Source organism: Allorhizobium sp. GW101-3B10 (genome assembly GCF_059424725.1).
The window spans coordinates 1,659,018-1,672,049 of the sequence record NZ_JBWKZR010000001.1; the positions used below are offsets into that span (position 1 = coordinate 1,659,018).

Annotated in this window: 13 protein-coding genes and 2 pseudogenes; 2 read left to right on the plus strand and 13 right to left on the minus strand. The window is 61.9% G+C overall.

Annotation, left to right across the window (positions count from 1 at the left end):
• Positions 1-20 precede the first annotated feature (20 nt).
• Positions 21-920 carry a PfkB family carbohydrate kinase gene (locus AC07Y0_RS07935; RefSeq protein WP_498676135.1) on the plus strand — a complete coding sequence of 300 codons (900 nt, stop codon included), beginning with the start codon at positions 21-23 and terminating at the stop codon, positions 918-920.
• Between the two features lie 258 nt (positions 921-1,178).
• Here the strand turns inward: AC07Y0_RS07935 and AC07Y0_RS07940 are convergent, their stop codons facing one another.
• The 6 genes from AC07Y0_RS07940 to AC07Y0_RS07965 are packed head-to-tail and all read right to left on the minus strand — an operon-like array spanning position 1,179 to position 6,883.
• A complete protein-coding gene (locus AC07Y0_RS07940; RefSeq protein ID WP_498676136.1) occupies positions 1,179-1,949 on the minus strand; it encodes a glutamine amidotransferase in 771 nt (256 codons plus the stop codon).
• A 32-nt stretch (positions 1,950-1,981) separates the two neighbouring features.
• Entirely contained in the window at positions 1,982-3,004 is a 1,023-nt protein-coding gene (locus tag AC07Y0_RS07945) for a phosphotriesterase family protein (RefSeq protein ID WP_498680196.1), read from the minus strand.
• Positions 3,005-3,056: 52 nt separating this feature from the next.
• Positions 3,057-4,061 carry an ABC transporter permease gene (locus AC07Y0_RS07950; protein ID WP_498676138.1) on the minus strand — a complete coding sequence of 335 codons (1,005 nt, stop codon included), beginning with the start codon at positions 4,059-4,061 and terminating at the stop codon, positions 3,057-3,059.
• Positions 4,058-4,870: an ATP-binding cassette domain-containing protein gene (locus AC07Y0_RS07955; protein ID WP_250911874.1), complete on the minus strand. Its 813-nt coding sequence runs from the start codon at positions 4,868-4,870 to the stop codon at positions 4,058-4,060. The genes AC07Y0_RS07950 and AC07Y0_RS07955 overlap by 4 nt, the downstream gene beginning before the upstream one ends.
• Positions 4,867-5,820: a substrate-binding domain-containing protein gene (locus tag AC07Y0_RS07960; RefSeq protein ID WP_498676140.1), complete on the minus strand. Its 954-nt coding sequence runs from the start codon at positions 5,818-5,820 to the stop codon at positions 4,867-4,869. The genes AC07Y0_RS07955 and AC07Y0_RS07960 overlap by 4 nt, the downstream gene beginning before the upstream one ends.
• Before the next feature lie 37 nt (positions 5,821-5,857).
• The gene (locus tag AC07Y0_RS07965; protein ID WP_498676142.1) at positions 5,858-6,883 is read right to left on the minus strand and encodes a LacI family DNA-binding transcriptional regulator; all 1,026 of its coding nucleotides are present in this window, start codon (positions 6,881-6,883) and stop codon (positions 5,858-5,860) included.
• Between the two features lie 218 nt (positions 6,884-7,101).
• On the opposite strand from AC07Y0_RS07965, the gene AC07Y0_RS07970 reads away from it, so the two are divergent.
• On the plus strand, positions 7,102-7,323 hold the full coding sequence (locus AC07Y0_RS07970; protein WP_498676144.1) for a hypothetical protein: 222 nt from the start codon (positions 7,102-7,104) through the stop codon (positions 7,321-7,323).
• A gap of 93 nt (positions 7,324-7,416) precedes the next feature.
• Here AC07Y0_RS07970 and AC07Y0_RS07975 read toward each other — a convergent pair whose 3' ends face one another.
• The 7 genes and pseudogenes from AC07Y0_RS07975 to AC07Y0_RS08005 all read right to left on the minus strand — a co-directional run bounded on the left by AC07Y0_RS07975 (position 7,417) and on the right by AC07Y0_RS08005 (position 12,925).
• Positions 7,417-8,514 (minus strand): nucleotidyltransferase family protein, encoded by a 1,098-nt coding sequence (locus AC07Y0_RS07975; RefSeq protein ID WP_498676147.1) that lies wholly within the window; start codon positions 8,512-8,514, stop codon positions 7,417-7,419.
• A 144-nt stretch (positions 8,515-8,658) separates the two neighbouring features.
• The gene (locus tag AC07Y0_RS07980; RefSeq protein WP_498680197.1) at positions 8,659-8,952 is read right to left on the minus strand and encodes a type II toxin-antitoxin system RelE/ParE family toxin; all 294 of its coding nucleotides are present in this window, start codon (positions 8,950-8,952) and stop codon (positions 8,659-8,661) included.
• A complete protein-coding gene (locus AC07Y0_RS07985; protein WP_498676149.1) occupies positions 8,949-9,191 on the minus strand; it encodes a type II toxin-antitoxin system ParD family antitoxin in 243 nt (80 codons plus the stop codon). Before AC07Y0_RS07985 ends, AC07Y0_RS07980 begins: the two co-directional genes overlap by 4 nt.
• A 74-nt stretch (positions 9,192-9,265) precedes the next feature.
• Positions 9,266-9,382, minus strand: a pseudogene (locus tag AC07Y0_RS07990) (exodeoxyribonuclease III); the annotation flags it as partial.
• Between the two features lie 114 nt (positions 9,383-9,496).
• Positions 9,497-10,689, minus strand: a pseudogene (locus AC07Y0_RS07995) (IS3 family transposase).
• A 246-nt stretch (positions 10,690-10,935) separates the two neighbouring features.
• Complete coding sequence (locus tag AC07Y0_RS08000) at positions 10,936-11,967, minus strand: L-idonate 5-dehydrogenase (protein WP_498676151.1); 1,032 nt, start codon at positions 11,965-11,967, stop codon at positions 10,936-10,938.
• Positions 11,968-11,977: 10 nt separating this feature from the next.
• Positions 11,978-12,925, minus strand: coding sequence for a 2-hydroxyacid dehydrogenase (locus AC07Y0_RS08005; RefSeq protein ID WP_498676154.1), 948 nt, complete (start codon positions 12,923-12,925; stop codon positions 11,978-11,980).
• Between the last annotated feature and the right edge of the window lie 107 nt (positions 12,926-13,032).

The following is a 13,032-nucleotide window of genomic DNA, read 5'->3' on the forward strand; positions in this document are numbered from 1 at the left end:
CTCGATCGAGAAGTCCCGCCATGCGAGCCTATGTCATCGGTAACGTCGCCGTAGACGAAACCATCTCCGTATCGTCCATGCCGGAGGCCGGGGCCTCCATCCTCGGCCGCGAGGAAACGCGCGACCTTGGCGGCAAGGGTGCCAACCAGGCGGTGGTGATGAGCCGTACCGGCCTTTCCACCACGCTTGTTTCGGCCGTGGGCGAGGATTTCCGCGCCCGGACCATCCGCGATCAGCTTGCCGAAGAGCCCGTCGATGCGCATCTCGTCGCGCTTGCTGGCCGCTCCAGCGATTTCTCCATCATCTTCACCACGCCTGATGGCGAGAACGCCATCGTCACCACCACCGAATCCGCCAGCTCGCTGACGCTTGCCGATGCCCTGCCGGCGCTCGACGCCGCGGCAAAAGGCGATCTCGTCGTGCTGCAGGGCAATCTCGGCGAGGACGCCACCCGCGACATTCTCCGGGAAGCCAAGGGACGCGACCTTGTCACCGCCTTCAACCCCTCGCCTCTCAGGCCCTATTTCGCGGGCTTCTGGCCCTTCGTCGACATCGCCTTCCTGAACCGTGGCGAGGCCGAAAGCCTTGCCGGTTCGTCGGATGCTTCCGCCGCAATCCGCCTGATCGAGGCGGGTGTGCGGCATGTGGTTCTCACCCTCGGTGCCGACGGCGCGCTGCTTGCGAGCCACGACAAGGCCATCGCCGCCATTCCCGCCGTCGCAGCAAAGGCGATCGACACCACCGGAGCGGGCGATACCTTCATGGCCGTCGCGCTCGCCTCGGCGGCGCTGCGCGGGGTCGAACCCGATGCCCGCGCCATCGGCCATGCCGCGGCCGCCGCCGCACTCACCGTCAGCCGTCGCGGCACCCGCCTCGCCTTCCCGACCTCCGAAGAACTCGCGAAGATCCTGGCGGGCTGAAGCCTGCAAAATCCCCTCTGGCCTGCCGGCCATCTCCCCCACAAGGGGGCGAAACCCAGCCGCTGGCGCAGCAGCCCGAAAACGCCTTTTTGCAGGCACGACACCAAGCCTGAAAACTTTGGAGCGCCCTTCCGTGTTTGAATGGACGCAGGACGCTCCAAGCTCGGCTATAAGGCGCAAGAGCATCGGCCGGGTTAAACCCTCCCCCTTGTGGGGAGGGTTTGGGAGGGGCTTGCAGCCGCGACTGTCCGGCTATGCTCAGTCCTTGGCGCTCAGCCAGCCGAGGATGTTCTTCCAAAGGCGGCCATAGCCTTCCCACTCGCAGAATGCGGGCGAGAGCCAGTGCGGGCCGATATCGGACGTCCAGGCGGCGGTGCGGCCCTTGCCGAAGGTGCCGGTGACGAGCAGCGGGTGGCCGCCCTGGTCTTCCGGCAGGCGGGCGACGACTTCGACGTCGGCGCGCTCGCGCACCTCGACCTCGTTGACGCCGAGCAGCAGCGGCCACTCGCCTGACATCCCGGCAACCGTCGGATGATCGGCCTTGGTGATGACGGGTGCGGTACCTTCCGGAATCTCGACGCGGTCGTCATAGGGCAGGCAGGTGACGGGCAGCACGTCCTCGACCGGCGTGCGGCGCCAGCGGGCCTTGCCGTCGATGCCCTGGAAGGAGAAGTAGCCGCCGACCATCAGCAGGCTGCCGCCCTTTTCCACCCATGCCTTGATAAGCTTGAGGCGGTTCGGAACCGTCTTCGAATGCAGCCACACGGCCGGCGGCAGGAGCAGCGAGTTGGCGCCGATATCCGAGAGGATGATGGTGTCGTAGGCGTCGAGGCCTTCCATCTCGAAGGGGAACTTCTCAACCGCGTCATGGGCGGTCATGTAGGTCAGTTCGAACTCGCTGCCTTCCAGCGCCTTGACCAGCGGTTCCGCGCCGAGGTGGAAGGTCACGCTGGCGAACTGGTCGAAGCCTTTGTAATGGGTGGCGGAGCTGATCCAGCTCTCACCGACGAGAAGGACTTTCTTGGTCATGTTCTTTCCGTTTCTGAATTCGTTTGGCGGTGTCAGGCTTTCGCCGCAAACACCGATCTCGGATTGTCCCGCATGAGGATGTCGAGTTGCGCGTCGTCAAGTCCGTGCCGCTTCAGCCGCGGCAGGAAATGCCTGAGGATGTAGGCATAGCCGTTCCCCCCATAGCGCGTCAGCATCATCTTCAGGAAGACGTCGTGAGACAGCAGGATGCGGTCGATATGGCCCCGTTCGACAAGCTTGACGATGGCGCGGGCGGCCTCCTCGTCGCTCGGGCACTGCACCTGCTGGTCGGCATAGAAGAAATCCATGCCGATCATGTCGTATTCGATGAAGGCCCCGCGTGCGGCAAGCTCGCTCTGGTAGGCGAGATCCTCATGCGAGGCGTTCATGTGGCAGAGCACGGTGTGGCGGAGATCCGCCCCTTCGGCTTCTGCTATGTCGAGCACCTTGTGGCCGAGCCGGAACCAGCCCGGCAGGTGTACCATCAGCGGCAGGCCGGTGCGGCGTTGAGCCCTTGCCGCGGCCCTGAGCGACTTTTCCTCCTCGACCGTGAAATCGGAGGAAACCCCGATTTCGCCGATGAGGCCGATTTTCACATCGGTGCCGTCGACGCCGACATTCGCCTCGTGGACGATTTCGTCGGCGATCTGGTCGATCGTCATCCCCGCCACCTTGGCCGGGTGGGAGGAGCCGAGGTAATAGCCGGCCCCCATGACGATGTTGAGCCCGGAAGCTTTCGAGATCCGCCGGAGGGCAGCCGGGTCGCGGCCTATGCCCTGGCAGGTCGGCTCGACCACCGTCTGGCCGCCCTCGCGGGCGAAGTCCTTGAGTTCCGCAATCGCCAGCGGCTCGTCGTCAAGCGTGATGTTGTGCTTGTTGACGAAGGGGTCCTGGCGAAGTTCGCCGAGGATTTCCGTGCAGACGAAGCCCTCGGCGAGATATTGCCGCTCCGGCGTCTTCGGCGCATGCCACCAGCAGCGGCAGTCGTTGAGGATATGCTCGTGCATCAGGGTGATGCCCAGCGCGGAGGCCGGGATCGGCCCCGCCACCGTCATCACCTTGCCGGAACGCACATGGGCTTCGGAAAGCTCGCTCGCCACGGCCGCCTCACTTCTTCTTCTTTCCGCCGAAGCGGAAATTGGTGGTGAAGATGCAGGTGTTGAGCCAGGTTGCCACCAGAATGATCGCGCCCGTCACGATCTGCGTGAAGAAGGGCGAGATATGCATGAGGATCAGGCCGTTGCCGATCACGGCGATGGTCAGCGTTCCGAGGATGGTGCCGAGAATGCTGCCGCGTCCGCCCATCAGCGAGGTGCCGCCGAGAACGACGGCCGCCACCACCTGCAGTTCGAAGCCGACGGCGGCATTGGACGAGCCGGAACCGAGACGGGCCGCGATCAGCAGGCCGGCCAGCGCACAGGCGACGCCCGAGACCATGTAGACCGATGACAGGATCCACTTCGCCGGCATGCCGACGCGCCGCGCCGCTTCGAGATTGGAGCCGACCGCCACGACCTGACGGCCGTATTTGGTCGATGCGATCACCACATAGCCGATGAGCGCCACGCCGACCGCGATCAGCGCCGGAACCGGAAAGCCCAGCACTTCGCCGCGACCGAGGGCGAAGAAGCCCGGCACGTTGTTGATCGGAATGGAATAGCCCTGCGTCAGATAGAGCGCGAAGCCGCGCAGGATCGACAGGCCGGCAAGCGTGACGATGAAGGATGGGATGCCCTGATAGGCGACGAACCTGCCCTGCGCCATGCCGAGCGCTGCGCCGAACACGATCATGCCGACAACGACGACTGGCCAGGGAAAGCCCATGGCGAGAACCAGCGCCGCGACCGCATTGATCAGCGCCACCTGCGAGCCGACCGAAAGGTCGATGCCGCCGGTGATGATGACGAAGGTCATGGCGATGGCGACGACGAGGATCGGCGCTGCCTGCCTCAGAACGTTGAGGATGTTGCCGGCGGTCAGAAAGGTGTCCGTGGTTGCCGAGAAGAACAGGAAACAGACGGCGAAGAACACGGCGATGGAAACCACCTGCGCATGTTCGGAGAGAAAATCGGCGACGGGCGAGCCGGCCGCGCGTTCGGTATAGGCGCTCAATGTCTCCCCCCGACGATCAGTTGCACGAGATCCTGCAGATCGGTCTTGCCGATGTCGCGTTCCGCCACCTTGGTGCCTTCATACATGACGGCGATGCGGTCGCAGACGCGGAAGAGATCCTGCAGGCGGTGAGTGATGAGGATGACCGAGACGCCCTTGGCCTTGACCCGGTTGATCAGCGCCAGAACGGCCTCGACTTCCGCCACGGCGAGCGCCGAGGTCGGCTCGTCCATGATCAGGACCTTGGGATTGAAGGATGCGGCGCGGGCAATGGCGATGGCCTGACGCTGGCCGCCGGAAAGCTTCTCGACGCGGGCGCCAAGACGCGGGATTCGGATTTCCAGCGCGTCCAGCATGGCGCGGGCCTCTTCCATCATCCGGGGACGGTCGAGAAAGGGACCCCTGGTCAGCTCGCGGCCGAGGAAGAGATTGCCGACCACGTCGATATGGTCGCACAGGCTCAGGTCCTGAAACACCATCTCGATGTTGCGGTCGCGCGCATCGGCAGGGCCGGTGAAGCGGACGTCCTGGCCCTCGAGGGTGATCGAGCCGTCATCGGGAATATAGGTGCCGGAGATGATCTTGGTCAGCGTCGACTTGCCGGCCGCGTTGTCGCCGACGAGGCCGAGGCATTCGCCGGGATAGATGTCGAGATCGACGCCGCGCAGCGCCTGATGGGAACCAAAGGTCTTGCGGATGCCGCGAAGCGAAATGCGGGGCTTGCGCGCTCCGTCTGCGCCGGGTTCCCGGGGGAGCTCTGCTCCCCCGGTCCCTGCGACAGCGGTTGGGTGCTGTCCTTCACCTGTCATTTGAAGATCGCCCGGTAGGGTTCGACGTTGTCCTTGGTGACGATCGTGATCGGAACCGAAATCGTCTTCTCGACCGTGCCGCCGCCGGCAAGCGTCTTCAGCGCGTCGACGGCCGCAGCGCCCATGGCCGACGGGTCCTGCTGGATGACGGCGGTGACGTAACCGGCGTCGATGCCGGCAATCGCCTGGGCCGTGAGGTCCCAACCGAAGACCTTGACGTCCTTCTGCTTGCCCTGGCTTTCGACGGCGGCGATGGCGCCCATCAGGGCCGGCTCGCCGGTGGCGTAGACGGCGTTCATGTCCGGGTTGCCGGTGATCAGGTTTTCAGCGGCTGCGAGCGCGTTGTCCTGAATGTTCTGGCCATCGACGACGCCGGCCGTGGAGACGCCTTCAGCGCCGGTCACGGTCTTTTCGAAGCCTTCCTGACGAACGTTCTGGATGAAGGAGTTCAGCGCGCCGACCACGCCGTACTTCACTTTGCCGTCCATGTTGGCCTTGACGTAGTCGAGGAAGAAGGCGCCCATGTCGGCGCCGGCCTTGGCGTTGTCGACGCCGATCTGCGCCTTCTGCGGTCCCTCGGGCAGGATGGCGTCGATGGCGACGACCGGGATGCCGGCGGCGGCGGCCTGCTGTACGGCCGGCATGATGCCGTTGACGTCGATGGCGACGACGGCGATGCCGTCCACCTTCTGCTGGATATAGGTCTCAATCGCGCTGTTCTGGGCGGCCGGATCGTTGTTGGCGTTGAAGATCACCAGCTTTGCGCCGGCTGCATCGGCGGCTTTCTGGGCGCCTTCGTTCATCTGGTTGAAGAACAGAGCCTGCTGGTTGATCTGGATGAGGGCGAAGGTCTTCTGCGCGTCCTGGGCAAAGGCCGTGCCGAACGACAGTTCGGTGAAGACGGTGGCGGCGAGGGCGGCGGTAAATGTCCTGCGTTTCAAGCTGTTCATGAGTTCATCCTCTGGTTGATGGGCTTCTACGTTGCATTTATGGTTTCGACGGCGGCGCAACGGAGTCCCGCACGACGATTTCGATGGGCAGCAGCTGTTCGGAGGTGAAATCCCCGCGCTGCTGCCAGTCTGTCTCGAGTAAAAGGGATAGCGCCCGCTCGCCGATCGCCCGGACAGGCTGGCGGATGGCGGTGAGAGGCGGAGCGAAGAGATGGAGCGGTCCCACATCGTCGAAACCGACAATGGAGACCTCACCGGGGATGGAGACGCCCTGCCCGCGCAGGACCTCGATCAGGCCGATGGCGATTTCGTCGGAGCTGGCGAAGATCGCGGTGGCCGGCTTTTCCTCGTCGAGGAAGCGCCGGCCAGCAGCACGGCCGAACTCGACGGAATAATCGCCCTCGTAGCGAATGAGACCGTCGATGCCCGTACCATGCTCGATCATGGCCCGTTCGAGGCCCTTGTAGCGCCGCCTCGTGCTGATCATTTCCTGCGGTCCGCCGATATGGAGCACGCGGCGGTGGCCGTACTCGGCCAGATGCCGGCCGGCTAGATATCCGCCCTGCTCGTTATCGCAGAAAAGTTTCGGCACCATGGCGTCCGGCACGTCCTCGTCGACGACGACGACTTTGCCGGTCTGGTTGATGAGCGCCGCGAGTTCCCCGTCGTCGGGGTGGTTCGTCACGAAGACGAGGCCATCGACATGGTTGCGTCCGAGCGAGCGGAGATAGGCGATCTCGCGGCCGGGACGGTTGAGCGTCGCATGCAGCGAAAGCGCCAGGCCGCGCTTGTCGGCCTCTTCCTCGATGGTCGCCACGAGCGTGGCGAAGAAGGGGTTGGCGATATCGGGAACGACGAGGCCGATGGTATCCGAGCGGCCGCGGCTCAGGCGCCGGGCATGCGGGTTCGGCTCGTACTTGAGTTCATGGATGGCCTTGTCGATCCTCAGCTTCGTCTCGGGCGGAAGCTGGAGCGAGCCGTTGAGCATGCGCGAAACGGTGGTGACCGAGACGCCGGCTGCGTCCGCGACATCCTTGAGACTGGTGGCCCGCTTATTCGACATGGCGTCTCACAACCTCGGTTCGATGTTTTTGTGAAGCGATTTACTAAACCGCTTTACCTTTGTGGTTGGCCAGCCTTCTGTCAAGTAGTCCTGATGGGAATTTCCTATGATGTGATCACGCTCCCTGCAAAGCGATCGCGGTAAGCCGCCTGGCATCTTCCTGCCAACTGCGGCGGATCGCTCGCCGGTGTTCGATCTATTGCCACAAGAATCCGATCATGGCCGGCCCCGCCGCGACGCCAAAAGCTCTAGTTGGGGTAGACTTCCAACAGGCCCGGCACGCCCACGTCTTTCGTCAGCAGTCCATATCCGCAACGTTCGAAACCGCTCCTCAGATCGTCGCAGATCTTGCCGGGCCTCGACTTCTCGTCGAAAACCTCGGCGATAGCGTGATCGTCAACCTATCGAGCGCCATCACCAAGAGAACCTCGTCGGGCTAGAGCGGCTATGCCACGCCTAGTCAGTCTTGAAAATCATGACAGTTGCGCTGGCGCGAGCTTCACCGGCGCAATAACAGGACGAGCGTCCTGGCCCTACCTTTCCCCAAATGGAAGCTCGATGTCCTCCCGGTTCTTCTTTGCGCCCTCGATCAGGACCGTTTCGAACCGCTCGGCATCTTGTGCCGGCAGCATCCCCGCCCCGGTTCGAATGCCTTCCTGCCACGCAGGCCCGCGGTCCCACGCTTCATTGTAGACGAGCGCCAAATCGGCGGATCGCCTCGTCTGCCGCAGAGCTTCGAAGAGGAGTGCCGCTTGCCGGACATCCTTCTCCCGCTTCGCTGGCCCCTGCCCGTCAGTGTGCCGGCGGCTGGCGACGATAAGCTTGTGGATCGCATACCGGGACGGATCAGGGACGACGACCGGGACACCGCTCCGGTGGAGCAGTATTGTCCTGACGGGTTCCCTGATGAGGAAGTCAAGAAAGCGGAGTGGGTCCGCGCTGGCGCCGCCGATGGCGGGCATCTTCGCCGGCTGGTCGATGTAGTCGTCCGAACCACGGTTCGACGTCAGGAATTCAACCCGGTAGCCGTCGGCACTCTGAAACGCCGACGAGGCCGCAGATCCTGATCGATGGGGAACCGGGCGGAAAGTGGCGTCGACGCCCTGCAGCAGCGCAACGATCGGAGGCAGACTGTCTTCAACCTCCCAACTGATGGCATAGCCCTGGGCGATGTCTGCATCGCCGGTCAGGATCGCAGCCATGGGAAGGCGGACGCCCAGCAGTCCTGAATAGCACTGAAAGGCAACCGTGCCGATAAGGACACCCGGGAGCCGACAGAGACCACCATCGGCAAGAGCCTCGACGATGTCGCCCGACATGGCGTCAGGGGCGGTCATTCCGCCTTCGCGGGTCAGGGTATTCACCAAGCGCCTGCGAGCGCGTAGGTCGTCTTTATCCCGCTTATGATCGGTTACGCGCTGCGCGATATCCGGATCATCAGCGGGACCGACGTAACGACGTTTCGTGCCGCCATGTCCATCAGGGATGTCGAAGTACCAGTACTTGCGCCCCTTGATGTTCGCAGGGGTGAACCGTCCCTCGGGAGGGAAATCGGCCGTCCACGCGGCGTCGAGCGAACGCTGGCCCAGCTCGGCAAACATCGTCTGATACATGAGGTCAATGGACTTCATTGGCTCAGCTCCAAGGTTATACTGTTTTTCAAAAACAGTATAACGACTGAGAGGACAGGTCACAAGAAGGGACGCGCTCCATACGCTCTTGAACCGATTCGAACCTGGATTGCGCCAAATTTCACACAGCTCCCTCCGAGGACGCTAAATTGAATTATCCTCCCAATCTTCATGTCCGTGGCGAATTCGTATGACAAAAATCGTCTCATCGCCTTCAATCCGATAAACGATTAGATGCGCTTTGAAGGGATGAATTCTAACGGATGGCTCAATTTCATTGCGTTCGCGCGTGATGCGCGGATTGACAGCTACCAGATCAATCAGTGCGAAGAGTTCATCGTGGTAGCGCTTGGCCTGGCCTGCACCGAACATGCGGACACCTTGCTCGGTGATCGCAATAATGTCCTCTTCCGCTTCGACAGAAAGCCTAAAACTCAGGTCTTGCTGGCACGAGTCATAGCCTCAGCAAAGAGGTCATCCCTCGATCGGACGCCAACACCACTTTGGAGCCCGGCCTCGACGAAGCTTCGCATGGCAGCAATCTTGTCGTTTCGTGTCTGGTCGCGTCGGATCAGGTCGCGCACGTAGTCGCTAGCATTCGAATATCGCCCGGTCTTGGCTTGGGCCTCCACCCACTCCTTCATCGGGTCTGGAAGAGATACGTTCATCGTGGCCATCGATAAGCTCCATTCGAAGGCAAGATAACCGACCTTGGCAAAGTTTGTCAAAGGCTCGAGCGCCTTGATGAGATGGGGAGGTAGAGGCAACCGACGACCATTCCGTCGAAGACAGCCTCGATATAGCGACCGTGGCTATCGTCCGGATCACAGGACAGGCCACGCCGTGTTTCGATAGGTTCCCAGTGTCGCAAGGCTACCCTCTGCATGGGACGCATCACCGCCGGATGGTGAGGTTCCAGCGGAGTTCTCGTCGGTCGCTGGCTGAATGAAGATTGGTCTGCTGCCGGTTTATCGGACACGAGTTAAGCTAATCCCACCTTGGTTTCAAATTCATTGGGGCTGAGATAGCCCAGTGTCGAGTGGCTGCGCTTCGGATTGTAGAAGCGCTCGATGTAATCGAACACATCCGCTCTGGCGTCGTTCCTCGTGCGATAGACCTTCCGTGCTGTTCTCTCCGTTTTCAGGGATGAGAAGAAGCTCTCCATCGCGGCGTTGTCCCAGACATTTCCGGAGCGGCTCATCGAGCAAGTGATTCCGTGGTCGCCCATGAGGCGCTGGAACTGCTCGCTCGTGTATTGGCTTCCCTGATCGGAATGATGCAGGAGCGCATCTGGTTTTCCCCGACGCCAGATCGCCATGATCAGCGCATCTGTGACGAGCTGGGCCGTCATGTTGGCATTCATCGACCAGCCGACGACACGGCGTGAGAACAGGTCAATGACGGCCGCGACATACAGCCAGCCTTCTGCGGTCCAGATATAAGTGAAGTCGGCCACCCATTTCTGGTTCGGCCGCTCTGCCCTGAACTGACGGTCCAGCACGTTCGGCATGATAACGGCGCGGTCACCGGCATCCTTTGGCAAGCCACGTCGTCTTGGCCTGGCCCTGAGCGCATTCAAACGCATCAGCCGCTCAATACGATGGAGGCCACAGGATAACCCTTCTTCCAACACGTCGTGCCATACGCGGCGAGCACCATAAGTGCGGTCGCTGGATTTGAAGCTCTGCGTGATCTTGTCCAGCAGAACCTCATCATAGCGGGCGCGTTCGCTCGGAGAACGATTGAGCCAGGCATGGAAACCTGAACGAGAAACCCCCAGCGCTTCGCAGAGCCATGCCACCGGCCAGATCGAACGGTGCTTTGCAACGAACGCGAACTTCATATCGCGTCCCTGGCAAAGTGGGCTGCGGCGTTCCGCCGGGCAATCGATTCACTGGATCGATTGCTCTTCCGGCTTCAATTTAGGATATCGCGCTCCGCCTTCAGCTTGGCGACTTCACGACGGAGCCGCTCGATCTCAAGCTGCTCCGGCTTCATCTGGCCTTTTCCAGGAAAGGACTGGCTGGGATCGTCACCGTACTCCCGAACCCATTTGCGCAACACATTCTCGTGGACATCAAGGTCACGGGCAGCTTGGGCAACAGTGACCCCACGTTCCCTGACCAGCTTCACCGCTTCAAGCTTATACTCGCGGCTGAATATTCGTCTTTGCATTCATACTCTCCGGCTTCAGGAGGAACACCTTAACTCGATGTCCATGAAACCGGCAGCAGGCCATGCGGCAAGAATCCTCAATCAGGTTCGGGAAGCTGCATAGGCCAACCAAATCGTGCAGATAGCACTCTCCAACTGACATGGTACAGATGCGGGAGCTGTTTCCGCATCTGTGATCAATTCAAGGAAACGAACCCAACGGCTCTGATCGAGGCTGCGTTAACTCCCGCAGCGCCGCTCCATTGTTCAGAAGGAGAGCTGGACCTTCATGGACCGCGTCCTGTCGGCGGCTGTTTCGAAAGCCTTGACGGCGTCTTGTAACGCAAACACGTCCGTCAGCAACGGCTTCAGGTCTACCCTGCGGTGATTGATGAGATCGATAGCCAGCGCGAATTCCTCATGGAAACGGAAGGTACCCTTCATCTCAATCTCCTTTGCGACCACCATATTCTGGGGGATGGCGACATCGCCACCAAGACCGAGTTGAACCAGGATCGAGCGGGGTCGGAGGACCTCCAGACCCGATCGGACTGCCCGCTCGTTGCCGGATGCCTCGAACTGCACGTCGAAATAACCCTTGTTGGCCGCATAGGCCTGGAGATGCCCTGGGTTTTCCGCTACATTGATGACGCGATCGGCGCCGACCTCCAAGGCCTTGTTGAGAACAGCATCCATCATATCGGTGACCACGATCTCGCGGGCGCCATGGGCGCGGGCGGCGATGATGGCCAGCGCGCCGATCGGGCCGCAACCGGTGACCAGGACTCGTTTACCGGTGAGCGAGCCGGCGCGGGCCACGGCATGCAGCGTTACGGCAAAGGGCTCAGCCATGGCGGCCTCGTTGATCGAGATGCCGTCCGCCACCTTATGGCATTGCCATTGCTCGGCCAGCAACCGCTGGCGGAAAGCGCCCTGGATATGCGGCATCGGCATCGCGCTGCCGTAGAAGCGCATGTTCAGGCAATGGTTCTGCTGGCCGACCAGACAATACTCGCAGGTAATGCAGGGACGACTCGGGGACACGGCAACGCGGTCGCCGACCGCAAGTGTCGAGACACCGGCGCCCAGAGTCCTCACGGTCCCGGCCACCTCATGACCGAGGATCATCGGTTCGCGCAGCCGCACGGTGCCGAAGCCACCGTGATTGTAGTAATGCAGATCGGAGCCGCAAATGCCGCCAGCTTCGATCGCCACCTCGACCTGGCCTGGCTCGAGCGCTTCGACGTCTCTCTCTTCGATCCTCAGATCCCTAGCGGCATGGATGACGACGGCTTTCATGGGCATGACCTCAAACGACTGCGGTGAGAAGGGAAGCACCGGCAAAATGCGCGGCAAGATTGTCGCGAACCAGCTTGCCCATCGCCTTGCGGGTTTCGATCGTGCCGGACGCGTGATGGGGCTGCAGCAGCACATTGTCGAGCGCAAGAAACCGCGGATTGAGCTTCGGCTCGCCTTCGAACACATCGAGCGCCGCCGACCCCAGAGCGCCGGTCTCCAGCGCATCGAGCAGTGCCTCTTCATCGATATTGGAAGCGCGTGAAATGTTGATCAGCATGCCGTCCGGGCCGAGGGCTGCAATCACGTCCTTTGAGACGATATGGCGGGTGGCAGCAGATGCCGCCAGCGTGACGAACAGGAAATCGGCATGGTCTGCCAGCGCGACAGGATCGGCGATGAAGGTCATTCCCTCCGCATAGGGTTTGGCAGACACGTCGCTATAGGCGATATCCATATCGAAGCCCTTGAGCCGTTTGGCCACTTCGAAGCCGATACGTCCAAGTCCGAGCACGCCGGCCTTGCGGCCCCAGATCCGGCGCTTCAGGGGATAGAGCCCCTTGGCTTCCCAGCTTCCATCCCGCACCCAGTGCTCGGCGCCGATCATGCCGCGCGATTGGCACAGCATCATGGCCACGCCGAGATCGGCGACGTCGTTGGTCAGCACGTCGGGCGTATTGGTGACGCGGATGCCACGTGCGCGGCAGGCCGCGAGATCAACGGCGTCATAACCGACACCATAGACAGATACGATCTCCAGCTTCGGCAGCTTGCCGATCAGCTCGGCCGAGGCGCCGAGTTCGCCGCGGGTGGCAATGCCGCGGATATCAGCCGCATGGGCGTCGAGGAAGGCGTCCCGATCCTTTGCCTCATAGATCTTACGCACCACATAGCGCCCTTCGAGATCGACGAGGTCCCAGTCCGGGTAGGGTCCCATCATCAGGATTTCAGGCTTGCTCATGGTTTCCTCCGGTAATCCTGGACTTGGGCCACCCATGGGCAGCCGTGCAGATAATCGCCATTGCTGCGAAGGCATCGAGCGATCGGGTGATGTTGAAAAGGCCATGG

What these genes read in the sequence shown, in the direction of transcription:
- AC07Y0_RS07935 (WP_498676135.1), top strand. Translation starts at nt 21, where the DNA reads ATGCGAGCCTATGTCATCGGTAACGTCGCCGTAGACGAAACCATCTCC.
- AC07Y0_RS07940 (WP_498676136.1), bottom strand. Translation starts at nt 1,949, where the DNA reads ATGACCAAGAAAGTCCTTCTCGTCGGTGAGAGCTGGATCAGCTCCGCC.
- AC07Y0_RS07945 (WP_498680196.1), bottom strand. Translation starts at nt 3,004, where the DNA reads ATGACGGTGGCGGGGCCGATCCCGGCCTCCGCGCTGGGCATCACCCTG.
- AC07Y0_RS07955 (WP_250911874.1), bottom strand. Translation starts at nt 4,870, where the DNA reads ATGACAGGTGAAGGACAGCACCCAACCGCTGTCGCAGGGACCGGGGGA.
- AC07Y0_RS07960 (WP_498676140.1), bottom strand. Translation starts at nt 5,820, where the DNA reads ATGAACAGCTTGAAACGCAGGACATTTACCGCCGCCCTCGCCGCCACC.
- AC07Y0_RS07965 (WP_498676142.1), bottom strand. Translation starts at nt 6,883, where the DNA reads ATGTCGAATAAGCGGGCCACCAGTCTCAAGGATGTCGCGGACGCAGCC.
- AC07Y0_RS07970 (WP_498676144.1), top strand. Translation starts at nt 7,102, where the DNA reads ATGGCCGGCCCCGCCGCGACGCCAAAAGCTCTAGTTGGGGTAGACTTC.
- AC07Y0_RS07975 (WP_498676147.1), bottom strand. Translation starts at nt 8,514, where the DNA reads ATGAAGTCCATTGACCTCATGTATCAGACGATGTTTGCCGAGCTGGGC.
- AC07Y0_RS07985 (WP_498676149.1), bottom strand. Translation starts at nt 9,191, where the DNA reads ATGGCCACGATGAACGTATCTCTTCCAGACCCGATGAAGGAGTGGGTG.
- AC07Y0_RS08000 (WP_498676151.1), bottom strand. Translation starts at nt 11,967, where the DNA reads ATGAAAGCCGTCGTCATCCATGCCGCTAGGGATCTGAGGATCGAAGAG.
- AC07Y0_RS08005 (WP_498676154.1), bottom strand. Translation starts at nt 12,925, where the DNA reads ATGAGCAAGCCTGAAATCCTGATGATGGGACCCTACCCGGACTGGGAC.